Source organism: Metallococcus carri, assembly GCF_011440275.1.
Classification (GTDB): domain Bacteria; phylum Actinomycetota; class Actinomycetes; order Actinomycetales; family Dermatophilaceae; genus Metallococcus; species Metallococcus carri.
Genome location: NZ_JAAOIV010000002.1, coordinates 296,835 through 316,537 on the forward strand (window position 1 = coordinate 296,835; position 19,703 = coordinate 316,537).

A 19,703-nucleotide genomic window follows, 5' to 3' on the forward strand; every position below is an offset into this window, starting at 1 on the left:
CAGCAATCCCCTTCTGTCACAGCCGGTTTCAGTCGTTCTGTGGGAAGCCGAGGTTGAGGCCGCCGTGGCTCGGGTCGAGCCAGCGGGCGGTGACGGCCTTGGTCCGGGTGAAGAAGTGCACGCCCTCCATCCCGTGCGCGTGCGTGTCACCGAAGAGGCTGTGCTTCCACCCGCCGAAGGAGTAATACGCCATCGGCGTCGGGATCGGCACGTTGATGCCGACCATGCCGACCTGCACCTCGCGCTGGAACCGGCGCGCCGCACCTCCGTCATTGGTGAAGATCGCGGTGCCATTGCCGAAGGGGTTGTCGTCGATCAGCCGCACGCCCTCCTCGTAACCGGCCACCCGCACCACCGACAGCACCGGGCCGAAGATCTCGTCGGTGTAGATCGACATCTCCGGCCGCACCCGGTCGAAGAGGGTCGGCAGCAGGAAGAAGCCGTCCTTGCTGCCGCCCTGCCACTCCCCCTCACGGCCGTCCACGACGAGCGTGGCGCCGGCCGCGACGCCCGCCTCGACATACCCGCGCACCTTGTCCAGGTGCTGCCGGGTGACCAGCGGACCCATGTCCACGCCGTCCTCGTTGCCCTCGCCGGTCCGCAGCCGGGCCATCCGAGCGGCGATGCGGGTGACCAGCTCGTCGGCGATCGATTCGACGGCCAGGACGACCGAGATCGCCATACAGCGCTCACCGGCGGCGCCGAAGCCGGCGTTCACGGCCGCGTCCGCAGCCAGGTCGAGGTCGGCGTCGGGCAGCACGAGCATGTGGTTCTTCGCGCCGCCGAGCGCCTGCACCCGCTTGCCCGCCGCGACACCGCGCTCATAGACATAGCGGGCGATCGGGGTGGACCCGACGAAGGAGATCGAGCGGACCCGCGGGTGATCGAGCAGCGCGTCGACCGCCTCCTTGTCGCCGTGCACGACATTCATCACGCCGTCGGGCAGCCCGGCCTCCTCCCACAGGGCGGCGATCTCGTTGACCGCGCTCGGGTCCTTCTCGCTCGGCTTGATGACGACGGCGTTGCCGCACGCGATCGCCACCGGCACGAACCACAGCGGCACCATCGCCGGGAAGTTGAACGGACTGATCACTCCGACGACGCCGAGCGGCTGCAGGATGGAGTAGGCGTCGACATCCGTCGAGACATTGTCACTGAAGCCGCCCTTGAGGATTTGCCCTACGCCACAAGCGAATTCGACGACTTCGAGCCCTCGGTTGATCTCACCGATCGCGTCGGGGTAGGTCTTGCCGTGCTCGGCGACGATGGTGCGCGCGATCTCGCCCTTGCGCGCCTCGAGCAGCTCGCGGAAGGCGAAGAGCACCTTGGTGCGTTTGGCGATGGAGGCATTGCCCCACTCCCGGGCGGCCTCGTCGGCTCGCCGCACGATCGCATCGACCGTCTCGCTGTCGGCCAGATCGAGTATGCCGGTGACCTCGCCGGTCGCCGGATTGAACACCTCGCTGGTGCGGCCGGCCGGGCCGGTCCACGAGGCGTGGCCGAGGCGGTGGGTGATGCGTGTCGTCATCGGAGTTCCCTTCTTCGCTGGCTGGGTGACGTCATCGGCAGTCGTGGGTCCATCGGTTGACCCTCCCAAATGTCGCGGACCCACCCGTGGGCGGGGTGGTCGCGGATCAACCACACCCGCTCCCGGGAGGGCCCGGCCATGACGTTGAGGTAGTAGAGGTCATAGCCGGGCGGTGCCATCGCCGGGCCGTGCCAGCCGTGCGGCACGAGGATTACATCACCACTGCGCACCTCGGCCAGCACCTCGAGCGGTCGCTCGTCGGCGCCGGTCACGCAGCAGTAGCCGACCGGGTCCGCTTCCGGCGGCGCGCCGTCGGTCGGCCGCACCTCGAAGTAGTAGATCTCCTCGAGTTGCGACTCCTCACCAGGACGGTCCTCGTCGTGCTTGTGCGGCGGATAGGAGCTCCAGTTGCCGGCCGGCGTGATCACCTCGCAGGCGATGAGCGAGCTCGCCTCCAGAGTGTCCGGGGTGCCGAAGTTGTGCACCTCACGGGAGCACTGCCCGGCGCCGCGCAGCTCGACCGGCACCCGCGCCGCACGCACCACCGAGAACGGCAGGTCGGCCGTGGCCAGCGCAAAGCACCAGGCCACGGTCGCCGGCCCCTGCGCCGTCACCGTGAGCGTGCTGCGCCGCGGCGCGTAGGCGCAATCGGCAGGCCCGGCGAAGACATTGCGCCGACCGGCGAGCTGCGTGCTCTGTGCGCCGCTCTGCACGCCCAGGTCACCTCCGCCGGCGAGCGGGAGGACGGCATACTCGAAGTCGCCGGTCTCGATCGTGCGCGATTCATCCTCGGCCAGGGTGGTCACCAGCAGCCCGGTGTGTTGCCAGTGCTCGCCATCGGGACGAATGGCGACCTCGAAGGCTGTGTCTCCCGACTCGGCATACCGCCGAATCCACTTGTCGGACAATGGGATTCCCTCCTTCAGCCGTGCACCAGCGAGGCGGCGATGTCGACCGCCGCCCCGACGTCCCCATCGGGCGGGTAGAGCAACGCGCGGCCGACCACCAGCCCGGCAGCCGTCGGCTGAGCGAGCGCGGCGGCCCAGACGGCATAGGTCGCCTCGGGGTCTTCGCGGGGGTCGCCGCCCAGCATCAGCACCGGCAGGGTGGTCGCGGCGAGCACACGCTCCATGTCCGGCACCACCGGCAGCTTCAGCCAGGTGTAGGCCGAGGTCGACCCGAGCCCGGAGACGACGTTGACCGAGCGGATCACCGACTCGGCATCGAGCAGGTTGATCACCCGACCCGCCTCCCGGATCGACCAGAAGGGCTCGATCATCGCCGGAAGCCGGTGTGCCGCAAGCTGATCCACCGAGCGCGCGCACTCGGACAGGGTGGTCACCGTGCCCGGATCGTCGAGGCAGATGCGCACGAGCATCTTGCCGCCGTCCAGGCCGCGAGCCGCGATCTGGTCCGCGGTGTATGCCGTCGCGCGGTCGTCCAGCTCGAAGCTCGCCCCTTGCAGGCCGCCGCGATTCATCGACCCGAAGACCAGCTTGTCGTCCAGCAGTCCGGCGAGCAGCAGATCCTCCAGCACGTCCGCGGTGCCCAGCACCCCGTCGACGCCCGGCCGGCTCAGCGCGACGGCGAGCCGCCGAAGCAGGTCCGGCCGGGACGCCATCGCCACCGGGTCGTCGCGCACCCCGAGCGCGCCGCGGGCCATGTGGTCGGCGGCGACGACGAGCATCCGGCCGTCCGGTGCGAGCAGCGGCCTGCGCCGGCGCGCCGCCCAGGCCCGGTCGATGGCGCCGGGGTTGTGCCGGCGCACGCGCGCGAGCCGGTCGAGGTTCATCGCCGGCCTGTCGCGTCGATGAGCGCCGACAATTCGTCAGCGGTGGGCATGGCCGAACTGCACTCCAACCGTCCGGCGACGATCGCTCCCGCGGCGTTGCCGAGGGTGATCGTCTCGCGCAGCGACAATCCCTCCAGCAGCCCGTGGCAGAAGGCCCCGCCGAAGGCATCGCCCGCGCCCAATCCGTTGACGACGTCGACCTCGATCGGCGACACCACCACCGACTCCTCGCGCGTCATCGCGAGCACACCGTCTGGCCCCTGCTTGACCACGGCGAGCTCGAGGCCCCGATCGAGCAGGGCTCGCGCCGCCCGCTCGGGGTCGCTCTCCCCCACCGCGACCTCGCACTCCTGCCGGTTGCCGATGGCAATCGTGCTGTGCCGCAACGCTTTCTCGGCTGCCGCGCGCGCGTCGGCGACCGAGTCCCAGAACATCGGGCGGTAGTCCAGGTCGAGCACCGTATGCCGGGACCGGCCGCGCTCCTCCCAAGCGTGCAGGTGCGCCTCGCGGCTCGGGGACGCCGACATACCGCTGAGCGTCGACCAGTAGATGCGGGCCGCGCGCACCGCCTCGGACGGGATCTCGGCCGGCTCGATGCACAGGTCGGGTGCGACCGGGAACCGGTAGAAATAGAGCGGGAAGTCGTCGGGCGGGAAGATCTCGCAGAAGGTGACCGGAGTCGGCAGGTCCGGCACCTCGGTCACCCATCGGTCCTCGACACCGAACCCGCGTAGCGCCTGATGGACATAGCGGCCGAAGGGGTCGGCGCCGGTGCGGCTGATGACCGCCGAGCGGTGCCCGAGCCGGGCGACCGCCACCGCCACATTGGTCGCGGTGCCGCCGAGGAATTTGCCGAACGAGGTGACCTCCTCCAGGCCGACGCCGACCTGCTGGGGGTAGATGTCGACGCCGATCCGGCCGATGGTGAGGACGTCGAGGGCGTGGTCGGTCATAGATAGTGCCGCTGGGCGGCCTTCTCGGTCTCGTACTCGGCCAACGCTTGCCGGGTGCTGTCGAGTTCGCTCACCTGCGCGACCGGCACATCCCACCACGCGCTGCCTGGCGGACTGGGCCCGAGGAGGTCGGTCTCGATGAAGAGCGCGACCGGCCCGGTCAGCTCGGCCGCCTTGCGATAGTTGGCGCGGAACTCCTCGATTCCGTTGCAGCGCAACACCTCCAGCCCGAAACTCGCGGCATTGGCCGCAAGATCGAAGGGGACCTCACCGCCCTCGTGCATCTGATAGCGCGTGCCGAACCGCTGGCTTCCGACCGACTCACTGAGCGCTCCGATCGAGGCGAAACCGTGGTTCTGCAGCAGCACGATGATCACCTTGAGTCGTTCGGCGACGATGGTGGCGAGTTCGCCCGGCGCCATCTGGTAGGTGCCGTCGCCCACGATCGCCACCACCTGGCCACGCTCCCCCCTGGCCAGGCGTGCGCCGATCGCCGCGGGGATCTCGTAACCCATGCAGGAGTAGGCATATTCGACGTGATACTCCCCCGGATTGCTCGCGCGCCACAGGCACTGCAAGTCACCGGGCATCGAGCCGGCGGCGTTGATCACCACATCGTCCGGGCCCATCGCCTCGTTCAGCGCGCCGAAGACCTCGGTCTGTGCGGGCAGCGGCCGGTGGTCACGGTGGTAACACTCGTCGACCACCTGCTGCCAGTCCTTCGCCAGCCTCGCGATCTCCCTGCCGTATGCCGGGTCGATCCGGTGACCGTCGAGGGCGGCGGTGAGTGCCTGCAGGGTGGTCCGCGCGTCGGCGACGATGCTCGTCGCGCCGAGCTTGGCGGCGTCGAAGGCGGCGACATTGACATTGACGAAGCGCACGCCGGGGTCGGCGAAGACGGTGTGGCTGGCGGTGGTGAAATCGCTATACCGCGTGCCGACGCCGATGACCAGATCGGCTTGTCGCGCAAGGGAATTCGCGGCAGCCGTGCCGGTAGCTCCCAGTCCGCCAACGGCGCTTGGGTGGTCCCAGTTGATCGCGCCCTTGCCGGCGTGGGTGTCAGCGACGGGGATGCCGGTGGCGGTGGCGAAATCCCGCAGCGCGCCGGCCGCCTCCGAATAGACGACTCCACCCCCGGCCACGACCAAGGGCCGTTGGGCGGCGCGGATGGCCGCCACCGCGCGGTCCAGAGCCGCAGGTTCGGGCACCGGCCGGGCGACCCGCCATACCCGATGGTCGAAGAACGCGGCCGGCCAGTCGAAGGCTTCGGCCTGCACGTCCTGCGGCAGGCACAGGGTCACCGCGCCGGTCTCGGCCGGGTCGGTGAGCACCCGCATGGCGGCGAGGGCGCTGGGGATCAACTGCTCGGGCCGGTTGATCCGGTCCCAGAAGCGCGAGACCGGCTTGAAGGCGTCGTTGACCGAGATGTCCAGACTGCGCGGATCCTCCAGCTGCTGCAGCACCGGATCGGGCGCACGGGTGGCGAAGATGTCGGCCGGCAGCAGCAGGACCGGCAGGCGGTTGGTCGTGGCCAGCGCCGCGCCGGTGACCATATTGGTCGCGCCCGGACCGATCGAGGTGGTGACCGCCATGGTCTGCAGCCGGTTGCTCGCGCGGGCGAAGGCGGCGGCGGCGTGCACGCCACCCTGCTCGTTGCGAACCATCAGATAGGGCAGCCGGCCCTCGGGCGGATCCGCCGACCAGGCCTGATCACCGTCGGTGGCCGCAGCCTGCAGCAGCGCCTGGCCGATGCCCGCCACATTGCCGTGCCCGAAGATGCCGAAAACCCCTGGGATCAAACGTCTTTCGACGCCGTCGCGTTCGGTGTGCTGCGCTGCGAGGAAACGCACGAGGGCCTGCGCCACGGTGAGCCGGACGGTGGCCGCCCCTGGTCTGCCCATCATGTCCTCCCTGGCCGGTGTGCCGTCCTCGCTCGCCCGAACGCGGCTCCTGCTTCGTCCGAACGCGACCGTCCGGGCCCGAACGCGGCTCCTGCTTCGTCCGAACGCGGCCATGCTGTCTCGCCCGGATGCGCTGGCGCCATTCCATCCCGGACGCTACCGACCCGTCAACCATATGTTCTAACAAACCCCGCGAAACGTCACCAGATCCTCGCGAAACGTCACTAGATCCCCGCGAAACGTCACCAATGCCCCGCGAAACGTCACTAGATCCCCGCGAAACGTCACCCGCCGCGGCGAGCATCAGCCCAGGCCTTCGCCCGCGGCAGGTTCTCGGCGAACCACGGCTCCTTCGCCTCCGGATAGTCCCCCCGCGTGTCCTCGGTGCCACCGGGGTGCGCGTCGGCCACCTCGCGCTTCATCACCTCGTATGCCGCCCGCTCGTCATCGTTGGCGCGCAACCAGTCGCGAAAGTCGCGGGCGAGCTCGGCGCCGGGGCCATCCGCCGCCCGAACATGGAGGTGCACCACCCGACCCGGATCGCATCCGAGGGCGGAGAACTTCGTCCACAGCGCTGGGTCGGTAGCCCACGGCTGTGGAGTGTCCTCATTCAACCGAAACTCGGCGAAACCGGCCGCCAACAGACCCGAGGCAAACGAATCCTGCTCTGCCACAGCCAGATCCGGCACCAGCAGCTGCAGATCGAGGACATTCTTAGCCGCAAGTCCGGGCACGCTGGTCGACCCGATGTGCTCGACCGTCAGCTCACCGAAACCTGCGTTCCGCAGTTGTGTCGCGATCCGCCGACCCAATCGGTCCGCCACCGCCGGCCACTGCGGGTCATAGTCCACCAACTCCGCAAGGCTCGGCCGGCGCACCCCTCGACCCGAGCGCAAGTTCTCGTCATACGGGCGAATTCTGTTGTCCCACAACGCATCCACCGCAGCGATGACGTCATCGGGAGATCCCTCGTTCAGCAGCCAGACATCTGCTGCAGCAAGCCGCTGCTCGTCATTCGCCTGCGCGCGGATGCGCGACCACGCCTCATCGGAGTCCATCCCGCGATCGCGCACCAGTCGCGTGTGCCGCACTTCCTCGGCGGCCGCGACGATCACCGTGAGTGGATAGTCCACCTCGCGGCCGAGTTCGACGAGCAGAGGTATGTCGTGCACGACCACCTGATCGGGCCGCGCGGCCTCAAAACGGCGCACCGTCTCGGCGAAGATCAGCGGATGGGTGATCCCCTCCAGGTCACGGCGAGCAGCCTTGTCGGAGAACACGATTCGGCCAAGTGCGGCTCGATCCAGCGCACCGTCACGAGCCAGCACCCCGTCGCCGAAACGCGAAACGACAGCCGCCAGGCCAGGCGTCCCGGGCGCCACCACCTCCCGGGCAATCAGGTCGGCGTCGACGATCAGGGCGCCCCGCTCCGCCATACGGGAGGAGACCGTGGACTTGCCGGCTCCGATGCCGCCCGTCAGCCCGATCCGCAGCACAACGATCAGGCCAACCGCGCGGGGAACCCGCCGGTCGCAATCGGCGACCACCGAGTCGGCGTAATCCGCAGCAGCGACTTGCCCTGGTCGAGCATCGCCTGCCGATATTCGTCCCAGTCCGGGTGCTCTCCCGAAATCGACCGGAAATAATCGACCAGCGGCTCGACCGACTCCGGCACATCGAGCACCTCACAGTCACCGTCGACCTGCACCCACGCGTCGTTCCACTCATCCGACAGGACCACCACCGACGCGGTGCCGGTGCGGCGAGCATTGGCCGTCTTGGCCCGCTCGGGATAGGTGGACACCACGATCCGACCCTGCCCATCGACGCCGCCGCTCACCGGCGATGCCTGCGGGCTGCCGTCGGCGCGGGTGGTGAGCAGGATCATCCGGTGCCGGGGGCGCACGAAGTCAAGCAGTGCTGGCAGGTCGACTCGTTGCGCCGTCGCGATGGTTCGAGCCATGGCCCGATCGTCGCATACCTTGGGCGCATGACCCGACGCATCGTCATCACCGGCGGCGGCACCGGCATCGGCCGCGCGGTCGCCCGCCGACTCCTGCAGGAGACACCCGAACTCATCCTCGTCGGTCGCCGTCCCGGTCCGCTCGAGGAAGCCGCGGCCGAACTCACCACCCTGTCTCCCGGCCTCACGGTGAGCACCCACCAGTGCGATCTCACCGAACCCGAACAGGTGCAGAGCCTGGCCGACGAGCTGCACCAGGGCGACCCGATCGACGTGCTCGTCGCCAACGCTGGCGGCAACTACGGGCTCGGCGCGAAGACCCTCGCCGAGACCGCCCAGGCCTGGCGGGAGGACTTCGACGGCAACGTCCTGTCCGCGGTCCTGCTCACCCAGGCACTGCTCGACCACATGCCGCGACCCGGCGGCCGCATCGTCGCGATGTCGTCGATCGCCGCCCTGCGTGGCAGCGGGGCGTATGGCGCCGCCAAGGCGGCCGTGAACGCCTGGGTGCTGAGTATGGCGAATGACCTTGCGGCAGAAGGCATTACGGTCAATGCGGTGGCTCCGGGGTTTGTGCCCGATACGGAGTTTTGGGCCGAGCGCATCAAGGCCGACCCGGGCATCGTGGACAACCGGGTGGCGCCGATCCCGATGGGCCGCCCCGGCACTCCGGACGAGGTCGCCGAGGCGGTGGCCTATCTCGTCTCACCGGGCGCCGGGTGGACCACCGGTCAGATCCTGCAGGTCAACGGCGGCACGCTACTCGGCCGCGGCTGAGGGTGCCATCTAGTTGACACTGACAACTAGTCGCCGCCATAGTTGACGCCGTCAACTACCGGAAGGACCTCGATGACCCTGACCCACCAGGCGGCCGCTCGACGACGGATCGGCAGCGCGCACCCCTGGCGGGTCCCGGTGCTCGTCGCCGCGGTCATCGCAGCCGGTCTCGCCGCCCGCTCACCGATCACCGCCGTCGGCCCCCTCGGCGGGCGGATCAGCTCGGCATACGGTCTGTCCCCCGCAGCGGTCGGCGGCCTGACGACGCTCACCATGGTGGTGTTCATGCTGTGCTCGCCGTTCTCGACCACACTCGGCAAGCGCTTCGGCATCGAGGTCGCGGTGGTGATCGGCTTCGCAGCGGCGGCGCTGGGTGCAGCGCTGCGGACCCTCCCCGCGGTGGGCGCCCTTTACCTCGGCACCGTGCTCGTCGCGGCCGGGCTCTGTCTACCAAATGTGTTGCTGCCCATGGTGATTCGCCGTGACTTCCCCGGCTCCGTCGGCACGATGACGGCGGTCTACACCACGACGATGACCGTCGGCGGCGCCCTGGGATCGTGGACCGCGCTGCCCATTACCGGCGCCTGGGGCCTGCACGCCGGCCTCGTCGCCACCGGGCTGGTCGCGCTCCTCGCCGCCGTCACCTGGACTCCCTTCGAGCGCGAACACCACCAACCCCCGGCCACCGCGCAGACCACCGGGCGCAGCTGGCGCACCGCCCTCGGCTGGCAGGTGTCGCTCTTCTTCGGCATGCAATCGCTGCTGTTCTACTCCGCCGTCGCCTGGCTGGTGCCGATCCTCGGCGCGAAGGGCATCAGCACCACCGACGCCGCCACCTTGCTCAGCCTGTTAACCCTCATCGGACTGCTGCCAGCGACTGTGGTCCCGCCGCTCGCCGCCCGCGCGCACCACCAGGTGCGCATCGCGGCCTTTGTCGGCGTGCTGCAGATCGCCGGCGCGCTGGGCATCGTGCTGCTGTCCGGTCCCGCCCTCGTCGCCGCCGTGCTGCTCACCGGCCTCGGACTCGGTGCTGGTATGCCGCTCGGCTTCGCCTTCTTCGGCCTTCGCACCCGGGACGGCCACAGCGCGGGACAACTCGCGGGCATGGCGCAGTGCGTGGGCTACGGCGTGGCCGCCCTCGGGCCGATCATCGTCGGCGTGGCGCACGAGGCCACCGGCTCGTGGACGGTGCCCTCGACGTTCTTCGTGCTCGTCGGGGTGGGCAGCCTGGTGCTCGGTATGCTCGCCGGACGCCGCCGACTGCTGTGAGCGGCGAGCGAACCGACGAGAAGGGGCACGACGTGCTGCCGGACGGTCTGCGCGGCTCCGAGCGCGACACCTGGCGTGGCTTCCTGCGCGTCGCCCGCCTCATGGACGACCGGCTGTCCGCCCTGCTCGCCGACGAACCGGTCAGCACCGGCGAGTTCGGCGTCCTCATCGGCCTGGCCGAGCTCGGCGACACAGTCCGTATGACGGAGTTGGCCGGCCACGTGCTGATGTCACCGAGCCATCTGTCCCACCGGGCAGCGCGACTCGAAGGGAAGGGGCTGCTGCGCCGCAGCAAATCCGGGCAGGACGGGCGCGAGACCTACGCCGAGCTCACGGCGGAGGGCCGAGCGATGCTGGACCGACTGCTTCCGGCATACGCCGAACGGATCCGCGCTGACTTTCTGCGGCATCTCACCGCTGCCGAGCGGCGCCAGCTCACCGGCTGGATGCAGCGCATCGACTGACGTCTCGCGGAGCATTAGTGACGTTTCGCGGAGCATTACTGACGTTTCGCGAGGCATGACTGACGTTTCGCGAGGCATAAGTGACGTTTCGCGGAAAGTCAGGCGAGACGCTGGCCGCTCTCCGCGTCGAACACATGCACCTCGGCCGGCACCGGCGCGATGGTCAGCACGTCACCCACCTCGGGGCGCAGCTTCTTCTCCAACCGCACCGTGAGCCGCGGGCCGTCCGGATCACCCTCGGGTCGTCCGTAGACGAAGGCCTCGGCGCCGAGCGATTCGACCAGTTCGACCCGCACCGGCACGCCCTGCGCACCGACCGTCCACGACTCGGGGCGCACGCCCAGAATCACCCGCTCGGCATCGGCCCGCTGCTGCAGCGGCACCGGCGCACCCAGCAGATCGGCCTGACCATCGCGCACCGGCGCCTCGACGAGGTTGATCGCCGGTGACCCGATGAAACCCGCGACGAAGGTGTTGACCGGCCGGTCATACAGCGCCTCGGGAGTGTCAACCTGTTGCAGCACACCGGCATTCAGCACCGCGACCCGGTGACCCATGGTCATCGCTTCGACCTGGTCGTGCGTGACGTAGACCGTGGTCACGCCCAGCCGCCGCTGCAGCGCGGCGATCTGCGCCCGCGTCGACACCCGCAGCTTGGCGTCCAGGTTGGACAGCGGCTCGTCCATGCAGAAGACCTTGGGCTGGCGCACGATCGCCCGGCCCATCGCCACGCGCTGCCGCTGACCACCGGATAGCTGCCCGGGCTTGCGCCCGAGCAGGGGTTCCAGCTCCAGGATCTTGGCCGCCTCGAGCACCCGCTGGTGCGCCTCGGCCTTGCCCATGCCGGCGTTGCGCAGCGCGAAGGCCATATTCTCCTCCGCCGACATATTCGGGTAGAGCGCGTAGCTCTGGAAGACCATCGCCACGTCCCGGTCGCGCGGGCGCACCCCTCGCTGGTCGTGCCCGTCGATATAGATCGTGCCGTCATCGACCGGTTCGAGCCCGGCGAGCATGCGCAAGGTGGTGGACTTCCCGCACCCCGACGGGCCCACCAGCACGAGGAACTCGCCGTCCTCGATGTCCAGCGTGACGCTGTCCACCGAGGGGCGGGCGTTGCCCTTGTGCCGGCGGGTCGCCCCGTCGAAATAGACCGATGCCATCGAGTTGCTCCCAGTAGCCGTGCGATCAGGACTTCAGCTTGGGCTTCACCTGGCTGTTGTATGCCGAGCTGATCGTCCCGTTGAGCGCCTTCATGGTGGCGGCAACATCCGCGCCCGCAACAATCTTGTCGAGCGCCTGACCGATCGAGGCACCACCACCCGGCACGAACACCCGCGCGTAGTCCTGCGGGCGGGTCTTGGGCAGCTGCTGCACCGCGACATTGAAGTTCGGGTTCTGCTGCAGGTATGCCGCCTCCGAGGGCTCCTTCAGCGCCGACTTGCGCACCGGCATGTACCCCGTGGCCTGGGTGAAGGTCGCGGTGTTCTGCGCATTGGTCAGGAATTCCACGAACTTGGCGGCGTTGTTCTGCCGCTCGGCCGAGATGCCCGAGGGGATCGCGACACCCGCGCCACCGGTCGGGCAGGCCTTGATGCCGCCCGGCGCCGGGACGAAGCCCACCCCGAGCTCGAAGGGCAGGTCCTTGAAGCCACCCAGGTTGCCGGTCGACTCCAGCAGCACGGCGCCGAGGCCGGCGCCGAAGTCGGAGGCGGAGTCGGCGGACGTCTTGAGGTATTTCGACTTCGCCCAGCCCTGCAGCACGGTGGCCGCCTTGAGCGTCTTGGGGTCATCGAAGGTCGGCGTCCACTCCTTGGAGTAGGCGCCGCCATACGACCAATTGATCGCCTGGAAGGTCCAGTCGAGGTAGTTCGCGCCGTCGTCGAGGATCAGCGCGTGCTTGCCGTTGCCGATCGCGCTCTGCAGCTTGGGCGCCCACTGGGTGAATTCGTCCCACGAGGTCGGCGCGCGATCGGGCAGGCCGGCCTTCTTGAAAACGTCCTTGTTGTAGTAGAAGACGATCGTCGAACGGGCATAGGGAATGGCGAAGTGCTTGCCCTCGTAGCGATAGTCGGCATACAACCCGTCGACATAGTCACTCGTTGACAGCCCGTTCTTCTGGAAGAGCGCGCCCACATCGGCCAGCCGGTTGTTCAGCGCGAAGTTGAACCAGGTCACATCGGAGGTGACCACGACGTCCGGCAGGTTGCCACCGGCCAGCGCCGCGTTGAACTTCTGGGCGACCTCCTCGTAGTCCTTGCCCGCGTCGGTCAGCTTCACCTTCAGCTTCGGGTTGGCCTTCTCGAAGGCGGCGATGATCTTCTGCTCGGCAGCCTTGGACTTGCCGGGGTGGTTGCTCCAGAAGTCGATGGTGTTGGCGCTGCCACCGCCGCCACCGGAGCTCGACGAGCCCGACCCGGTGCCGGCACAGGCCGCCAGGCCGCTCGCGAGGGCGGCACCACCGGCAACGCCGAGGAATCCACGGCGGGAAAGCTGGGACATATTTGTGCTCCTTTGAAAAAAGTGGGGTCAGCCCTTCACCGCACCGGCGGTGAGGCCCTTGATCATGTGTCTTTGCAAGGCGAGGAAGACGATGAGGACCGGCAGCATGGCCAACACGGTCGCGGCCATCACCGGACCCCAGTTGGTGATGCCGTCGTTGTTCTGCAGCTGGGTCAGGCCGACCGGCAGGGTGCCGGTGCGGGCGTCATCGGACATCAGGAACGGCCACAGATATTCGTTCCACTCGTTGACGACGGTGATGATGGAGAAGGCGATCAGGGTCGGCCACGACATCGGCAACACGACCCGCCACAACAGCTTCATCGGGCCGGCACCATCGAGCCGGGCGGCCTCGATGATCTCCCCCGGCACCGACAGGAACTGGTTGCGCATCAAGAAGGTGCCGAACGCGACACCCGCCAGCGGGATGATGATGCCCTGGTAGGTATTGCGCCACCCCAGCTGACTCACGAGAGCGTAGTTGGAGATCACGGTGATCTGGTTGGGCACCATGAGCGCCGCGATCACGATGACGAAGATGATGGTGCGGCCCGGGAAACGCAACAGCGACAACGCGTACGCGCTCAACACCCCGAGCACGATCTTGGCGATCGACAAGATCGTGGTGATGATCAGCGAGTTCTTGAAATACGACCAGAACTCGATGTCCGTCGTCGCCGCCTTGTAGCCATCCGCGGTCGGCGGCGAGGGCCACCACTGCGCGGGCTGGGTGTAGATATCCGGCCGCTCCTTGATCGAGGTGATGACGATCCAGAACAGCGGGGCCGCCACGAGCAGCAGGACCGCCACCATCGCGGCATATCCCGCGACCTTCATCAGCACCCCGCCGAAGCTCGCGGCCTCCGCCTGGTGAGCGCGGCCCGAGCTCTCGTCCGGGTCGACGCCGGTGATCGCCGACTCAGTCACGAATTCATCCCTCGATCCATCACGCGCACCTGCACCACCGTGATCACCAGCAGGATCAGGAACATGATGGTGGCGATGGTCGCGCCATACCCGGCCTTGTTGTTGACGAAGGTCTCTCGGTAGACCTGATAGACCAACGTCGTCGTGCCATAACCCTGCGGGCCGCCGCGCGTCATCACATTGATGATGTCGAAGACCTGCACCGAGTTGAGCAGCACGGTGATCGACAAGAAGAAAGTCGTCGGGCGCAATTGCGGCAGCAGCACCTTGCTGAACCGGCGCCACGCGGACGCACCGTCGATCTCGGCCGCCTCGTCCAGGTCGGCGCGCCGACCCTGCAGCGCGGCGAGGTAGATGACGAAGGTGTAACCCAGGTTCTTCCAGATGTAGGTCGTGGTGACCATCACCAGCGCCCAGCCCGGCTGTTGGTAGAAGTCGGGCACGCTCACGCCCAGGAAGCGGTCGGCCAGGTCGCGGATCATGCCGAAGTTGGGGTCGAAGACGAACTGGAAGGCCAGACCGACCGCGGCGCCGGAGATCACGAAGGGCGCGAAGATCGCCGAGCGCACCAGATTGCGCCCGCGCAGCCTCTGGTCGAGCAGCATCGCCAGGGCGAGGCCGAGCGCCATCGAGATGCCGACCGTGGCGACGGTGAAGATCAGCGTGTTGAGCAGCACCTGGTGGGAGTTGCCGTCGTGGAACCAGGCGACATAGTTCTGGACGCCGATATAGCGGGCGACCGGCGCGGAGATATTCCAGTCGGTGAACGACAGCCGGATGTTGTCGACCAGCGGCCGGTAGGTGAACAGCACCAGCAACAGCAGGTTCGGCAGCAACAGGCCCGCGGCGAGCAACCACTCGCCATACGGGCGGCCACTGCGGCGCGGCGGCTTGCCGACGGGCGCGGGAGGTCCGGACCGAGGCGCCGGCGCGGAGATCTCAGGCGGCGCGGTCACGAGCGCAGACTCTGTCGGGACGTGCGGAACACGGGCTGAACGATAGCCGTCCGTGGGGTTGCTTGGACATAACATCCTGGCCGGTCCGCCCGAACCAATCCCGTATGCTGCCCGCGCCCGCCTCCGCGGGCCCCTCCCCACTGGCCGGGGACCGTGAGCAGATGCACGAAGCCCCCGGGACCAGCAGGTCCCGGGGGCTGTCGCGACGGTCAGCGCCGACTGGCTCAGGCGCCGGTCAGCTTCTCCCGCAGCGCGGCCAGCGCCTCGTCCGAGGCGAGCGTGCCCTCGGCCGGGGTCGCGGGGGCCGCGGTGTCGGACGAGCCGCCCGAGGAGTAGGACGTCGGGGCCGAACCACCCTGGTCGGCGGCCTCGGCGTCGTCCTTGCGCGCCTGCTCGATCTGCGCCTGGTGCGCCTCGTAGCGGGCGTGCGCGTCGGCATACTGCTTCTCCCAGCGCTCGCGCTGCTCCTCGTAACCCTCGAGCCATTCGTTGGTCTCGGGGTCGAAGCCCTCGGGGTACTTGTAGTTGCCCTGGTCGTCGTATTCGGCGGCCATGCCGTAGAGGGTCGGGTCGAACTCGGCGCCCGAGTCGTCGTTGGCCTGCTTGAGGCTCAGCGAGATGCGGCGACGCTCGAGGTCGATGTCGATGACCTTGACGAAGATCTCCTGACCGACCTGGACGACCTGCTCAGGCAGCTCGACGTGGCGCTCGGCCAGCTCGGAGATGTGCACCAGCCCCTCGATGCCGTCCTCGACGCGCACGAACGCACCGAAGGGCACCAGCTTGGTGACCTTGCCCGGCACGACCTGGCCGATGGCGTGGGTGCGGGCGAAGTGCTGCCACGGGTCCTCCTGGGTCGCCTTCAGCGACAGGGAGACACGCTCGCGGTCCATGTCGACGTCGAGCACCTCGACGGTGACCTCCTGGCCCACCTCGACGACCTCGGACGGGTGGTCGATGTGCTTCCAGGACAGCTCGGACACGTGCACCAGGCCGTCGACACCGCCGAGGTCCACGAACGCACCGAAGTTGACGATCGAGGACACGACGCCGGAGCGGACCTGGCCCTTCTGCAGCTCCTTGAGGAAGGTGGTGCGGACCTCGGACTGGGTCTGCTCCAGCCAGGCGCGGCGGGACAGGACCACGTTGTTGCGGTTCTTGTCCAGCTCGATGATCTTGGCCTCGATCTCCTTGCCGACATACGGCTGCAGGTCGCGCACGCGGCGCATCTCGACCAGGGAGGCCGGCAGGAAGCCGCGCAGGCCGATGTCCAGGATCAGGCCGCCCTTGACGACCTCGATGACGGTGCCGGTGACGACGCCGTCCTGCTCCTTGATCTGCTCGATCGTGCCCCAGGCGCGCTCGTACTGAGCCCGCTTCTTGGACAGGATGAGGCGGCCTTCCTTGTCTTCCTTCTGAAGGACGAGCGCCTCGACCTCATCACCCACGGAAACGACCTCGGTCGGGTCGACATCGTGCTTGATGGACAGTTCGCGGGAGGGAATGACACCCTCGGTCTTGTAACCGATGTCGAGCAGAACCTCGTCACGGTCGACCTTGACGATGACACCCTCGACGATGTCGCCGTCGTTGAAGTGCTTGATCGTCGCGTCGATCGCGGCGAGCAGCTCCTCCTCAGATCCGATGTCGTTGACAGCGATCTGGGAGGCGGTAGTTGCAGTCATGTAGTAGGAAACCTTTGATGGACGTATCGAGTTGGACGGTTGACACACGCCAGAGGCACCCGGGGGCACACGACGACGCCCGTCAACCCTACCTGTGCGGCAAGGAACGGGTCAAAGTATGACGACCACCGGCCGATCGCAACCTCTGGGTGACGACGAGACCGTCCCCGCCCAGCGGTCCTGGTGGGACACCGAGGCCGACGACTACTACACCGAGCACGGCCGATTCCTCGGTGATGACGCGTTGACCTGGGGTCCCGAGGGCTGGACCGAACCCGAGTTGGGGCTGCTCGGCGATCTCGCCGGCCGGGACGTCTTGGAGTTCGGCGCCGGCGCCGGACAGGGCTCGCGGTGGGTAGCCGGGCAGGGCGCGCGTGCGGTCGCCACCGACCTGTCGATCGGCATGCTCGGCGTCGGGCGCCGGCTCAACGCTGCGTCGGACCATCCGGTGCCGCTGGTGCAGGCCGACGCGCGGCGGTTGCCCTTCGCCGAGGCGTCCTTCGACCTGGTCTTTTCGGCATACGGCGCGGTGCCGTTCATCGCCGACACCGCGGCCTTGATGGTCGAGCTCGCCCGGGTGCTGCGGCCCGGCGGACGGCTGGTCTTTTCGACCAGCCATCCGATCCGGTGGGCCTTTCCCGACGTGCCCGGGCACGAGGGCCTCACCGCGCGTTTCTCCTATTTCGACCGCAGCCCGTATGCCGAGCGCGCCGGCGAGGTGCTGACCTATGCCGAGCACCACCGCACGGTCGGGGATCGGGTGCGCGAGGTCGTCGCGGCCGGGCTGGTGCTGGATGACCTGGTCGAGCCGGAATGGCCGCAACACAACCCCTCCACCTGGGGCGGCTGGAGCCCGCTGCGCGGGGAGCTGCTGCCGGGGTCGCTGATCGTGTGCGCGCACCGCAAATCCCTACAGGCGTAGTAGGGGAATGTGGTCGCTATAGCCGCCGGATTCCTCTACTACGGGTTGGGGAGGCTTGCTCAGCGGCGGGTGGCGCGCGGCTGCTCGTTGCCGGCCAGGATCTGCTCGGTGGCTTCCGGCGAAAGCGGCTCGCTGTCGGCGTGTTCGCGGAACCAGTCGATCGTGGCCCGCAGCGCATCCTCGATGCCGACCTGCGGTGCCCAGCCGAGGACCTCCTGCGCCAGCGTGGTGTCCGGGCGGCGCACCGAGGGATCGTCGACCGGTCGCTCGATGTGCACGACCGGCGAGCTCGACTCGGTGAGATCAACGATCCAGCGGGCCAGGTCCAGCATCGAGATCTCGTGCGGGTTGCCGAGGTTGATCGGGCCGGGGTGGTCGATCTGCGCCATCTGCAGGATGCCGGCCACCAGGTCGTCCACGAAGCAGATGGACCGGGTCTGCCGGCCGTCACCAGCGACCGTCACCGCTTCGCCGGCGAGAGCCTGCCGGATGAAGTTCGGGATCGCGCGGCCGTCATTGGGTCGCATCCGCGGACCGAAGGTGTTGAAGATGCGGATGATCCCGGTGTTGACACCGTGGGTCTGCCGGTAGGCGAGGGTGAGCGCCTCGCCATACCGCTTGGCCTCGTCGTAGACCCCGCGCGGTCCGACCGGGTTGACATGCCCCCAATAGGTCTCCGGCTGGGGGTGCACCTGCGGGTCGCCATACACCTCGGAGGTGGAGGCGAGCACGAACCGCGCGCCCTTCTCGAGCGCCAACTCCAGCGCGTGCTGGGTGCCGAGCGAGCCCACCTGGAGGGTCTCGATCGGCATCCGCAGGTAGTCCACCGGCGACGCCGGGCTGGCGAAATGCAGCACCGCGTCCACCGGGCCGTCGACCGAAATCCCTTGGGAGACATCGCAATCGACCAGCGTGAACCGGCCGGTGGACATCAGCGCTGCGACATTGTCGACCGACCCGGTGCAGAAGTTGTCGAGCGCGACAACCTCTGCACCGCGGGCCAGCAGGGTCTCGGACAGATGCGAGCCGAGGAAACCGGCGCCGCCGGTGACGACGACCCGCATCCGGCTCAGCTCTCTGCCCGGCGACGACCGCGACGGCCGTTGCCCGTGATGAGGGCGAGGATCAGACCACCGATGAGCAGGATCAGGCCGAGCGGGATGAGCGCCCACGGGGCGGCCTTCAGGGCGTTGAGCTGGAAGCCCTTGGACTTGTACTCATCGACATTCTTCTTGACCGTGGCCTCGGTCATCGTGGACGTGGTGTCCAGGATGTTGACCGCCGGGCGGCCCGGGATCTTGAAGGTCTGCTTCTGGTGCTGGCTCATCTTCATGAACACACCGGTGATCGGATCGGCCCAGATCGTGTAGTCATTGGAGTAGGTGCGGTCGGCGTTCTGACCGGGCGACTCCTTGCCGAGACCGAAGAGGAAGCCAGGGGCCTCGAACTTCATGTACGTCGTGTCCGGCACGGACGCGGTGTACTTGTAGGTCTCCATCCCCATGATCTTCTCGGTGCCCGCGTAGTTCAGCTGGACCGGCTTGCCGAGCGTGGTGTCGAAGTAGGGATAGCTCTTGCCCTTCTGCAGGCCGAAGGGCAGCTTGATGATGTAGGCGTTCTGGAAGTCGACCGGGCGACCGTTGAGGGTCGAACCGGCCCAGTTGAGCGCCTTGCCCGTGTTGCGGTCGAGGGCGTAGGAGGCGGTCGTGGCCGACATCGGCGGCGGGGTGCCGTTGTTGTCGGTGTACTGCCAGTAGTTGATCATCACCGAGTTGCGACCGTATTTCTTGGCGGCGTCCTTGTTGCCGACGACGGTCGCGGTGGTGGTGATCGGCTCCTGCTTGAACTTCAGCGTGTCCGCGTCGAAGAACTTCGCCTTGGGGTCGGTGAGCGTCTGACCGGTGTTCTGGTCATACGGGATCACCGCCAGACGAGGAAACGCGTAAAACTTGAGCAGCAGCCCGAGCGTGACGAGAAACGCACCTAGGCCGACGACGATGGCGGACTTCCGCACCAGAACCTCCAGAGTCGAGTCACTTCTACCGGACAGTAGCGTAGGTAAGCGTG

Annotated in this window: 18 protein-coding genes; 4 read left to right on the top strand and 14 right to left on the bottom strand. The window is 68.1% G+C overall.

The features are described from left to right. Window positions 1–28: 28 nt before the first annotated feature. From G9U51_RS03905 to G9U51_RS03935, 7 genes are all read right to left on the bottom strand, one after another. Window positions 29–1,528: a CoA-acylating methylmalonate-semialdehyde dehydrogenase gene (locus tag G9U51_RS03905; RefSeq protein WP_166193456.1), complete on the bottom strand. Its 1,500-nt coding sequence runs from the start codon at window positions 1,526–1,528 to the stop codon at window positions 29–31. Further along, the gene (gene iolB, locus G9U51_RS03910) at window positions 1,525–2,436 is read right to left on the bottom strand and encodes a 5-deoxy-glucuronate isomerase (RefSeq protein WP_166193458.1); all 912 of its coding nucleotides are present in this window, start codon (window positions 2,434–2,436) and stop codon (window positions 1,525–1,527) included. Before iolB ends, G9U51_RS03905 begins: the two co-directional genes overlap by 4 nt. Before the next feature lie 14 nt (window positions 2,437–2,450). Then, window positions 2,451–3,320 carry a Cgl0159 family (beta/alpha)8-fold protein gene (locus G9U51_RS03915; protein ID WP_166193461.1) on the bottom strand — a complete coding sequence of 290 codons (870 nt, stop codon included), beginning with the start codon at window positions 3,318–3,320 and terminating at the stop codon, window positions 2,451–2,453. Beyond that, window positions 3,317–4,273 carry a 5-dehydro-2-deoxygluconokinase gene (gene iolC, locus G9U51_RS03920; protein WP_166193464.1) on the bottom strand — a complete coding sequence of 319 codons (957 nt, stop codon included), beginning with the start codon at window positions 4,271–4,273 and terminating at the stop codon, window positions 3,317–3,319. Before iolC ends, G9U51_RS03915 begins: the two co-directional genes overlap by 4 nt. After that, complete coding sequence (iolD, locus tag G9U51_RS03925; RefSeq protein WP_171715561.1) at window positions 4,270–6,174, bottom strand: 3D-(3,5/4)-trihydroxycyclohexane-1,2-dione acylhydrolase (decyclizing); 1,905 nt, start codon at window positions 6,172–6,174, stop codon at window positions 4,270–4,272. The genes iolC and iolD overlap by 4 nt, the downstream gene beginning before the upstream one ends. Window positions 6,175–6,458: 284 nt before the next feature. Beyond that, window positions 6,459–7,670 carry a dephospho-CoA kinase gene (gene coaE / locus G9U51_RS03930; RefSeq protein WP_166193471.1) on the bottom strand — a complete coding sequence of 404 codons (1,212 nt, stop codon included), beginning with the start codon at window positions 7,668–7,670 and terminating at the stop codon, window positions 6,459–6,461. Between the two features lie 5 nt (window positions 7,671–7,675). Continuing rightward, a complete protein-coding gene (locus tag G9U51_RS03935) occupies window positions 7,676–8,137 on the bottom strand; it encodes a PPOX class F420-dependent oxidoreductase (protein ID WP_166193474.1) in 462 nt (153 codons plus the stop codon). Between the two features lie 27 nt (window positions 8,138–8,164). Here G9U51_RS03935 and G9U51_RS03940 point away from each other — a divergent pair, with 27 nt between their 5' ends. From G9U51_RS03940 to G9U51_RS17245, 3 genes are all read left to right on the top strand, one after another. Next, window positions 8,165–8,914: an SDR family NAD(P)-dependent oxidoreductase gene (locus G9U51_RS03940; protein ID WP_166193477.1), complete on the top strand. Its 750-nt coding sequence runs from the start codon at window positions 8,165–8,167 to the stop codon at window positions 8,912–8,914. Window positions 8,915–8,986: 72 nt separating this feature from the next. Continuing rightward, the gene (locus tag G9U51_RS03945) at window positions 8,987–10,183 is read left to right on the top strand and encodes an MFS transporter (protein ID WP_166193480.1); all 1,197 of its coding nucleotides are present in this window, start codon (window positions 8,987–8,989) and stop codon (window positions 10,181–10,183) included. Continuing rightward, window positions 10,180–10,647 carry a MarR family winged helix-turn-helix transcriptional regulator gene (locus G9U51_RS17245; RefSeq protein WP_166193483.1) on the top strand — a complete coding sequence of 156 codons (468 nt, stop codon included), beginning with the start codon at window positions 10,180–10,182 and terminating at the stop codon, window positions 10,645–10,647. The genes G9U51_RS03945 and G9U51_RS17245 overlap by 4 nt, the downstream gene beginning before the upstream one ends. A 98-nt stretch (window positions 10,648–10,745) precedes the next feature. On the opposite strand, the gene G9U51_RS03955 is transcribed toward G9U51_RS17245, so the two are convergent. The 5 genes from G9U51_RS03955 to rpsA all read right to left on the bottom strand — a co-directional run bounded on the left by G9U51_RS03955 (window position 10,746) and on the right by rpsA (window position 16,714). Next, entirely contained in the window at window positions 10,746–11,807 is a 1,062-nt protein-coding gene (locus G9U51_RS03955) for an ABC transporter ATP-binding protein (protein WP_166193486.1), read from the bottom strand. 25 nt (window positions 11,808–11,832) lie between these two features. After that, a complete protein-coding gene (locus tag G9U51_RS03960) occupies window positions 11,833–13,146 on the bottom strand; it encodes an ABC transporter substrate-binding protein (protein ID WP_166193489.1) in 1,314 nt (437 codons plus the stop codon). A gap of 27 nt (window positions 13,147–13,173) precedes the next feature. After that, complete coding sequence (locus tag G9U51_RS03965) at window positions 13,174–14,073, bottom strand: carbohydrate ABC transporter permease (RefSeq protein ID WP_328823297.1); 900 nt, start codon at window positions 14,071–14,073, stop codon at window positions 13,174–13,176. Continuing rightward, window positions 14,070–15,029 carry a carbohydrate ABC transporter permease gene (locus G9U51_RS03970; RefSeq protein ID WP_328823298.1) on the bottom strand — a complete coding sequence of 320 codons (960 nt, stop codon included), beginning with the start codon at window positions 15,027–15,029 and terminating at the stop codon, window positions 14,070–14,072. The genes G9U51_RS03965 and G9U51_RS03970 overlap by 4 nt, the downstream gene beginning before the upstream one ends. A gap of 224 nt (window positions 15,030–15,253) precedes the next feature. Then, on the bottom strand, window positions 15,254–16,714 hold the full coding sequence (rpsA, locus tag G9U51_RS03975) for a 30S ribosomal protein S1 (protein WP_166193495.1): 1,461 nt from the start codon (window positions 16,712–16,714) through the stop codon (window positions 15,254–15,256). 118 nt (window positions 16,715–16,832) lie between these two features. Between rpsA and G9U51_RS03980 the strand changes: the two genes are divergently transcribed. After that, window positions 16,833–17,636, top strand: a complete 804-nt coding sequence (locus G9U51_RS03980) for a class I SAM-dependent methyltransferase (protein WP_166193498.1) — start codon at window positions 16,833–16,835, stop codon at window positions 17,634–17,636. A gap of 59 nt (window positions 17,637–17,695) precedes the next feature. Here the strand turns inward: G9U51_RS03980 and G9U51_RS03985 are convergent, their stop codons facing one another. Then, a complete protein-coding gene (locus G9U51_RS03985; RefSeq protein WP_166193501.1) occupies window positions 17,696–18,700 on the bottom strand; it encodes a UDP-glucuronic acid decarboxylase family protein in 1,005 nt (334 codons plus the stop codon). 5 nt (window positions 18,701–18,705) lie between these two features. Continuing rightward, a complete protein-coding gene (locus G9U51_RS03990; protein WP_166193504.1) occupies window positions 18,706–19,650 on the bottom strand; it encodes a DUF3068 domain-containing protein in 945 nt (314 codons plus the stop codon). Window positions 19,651–19,703 lie beyond the last annotated feature (53 nt).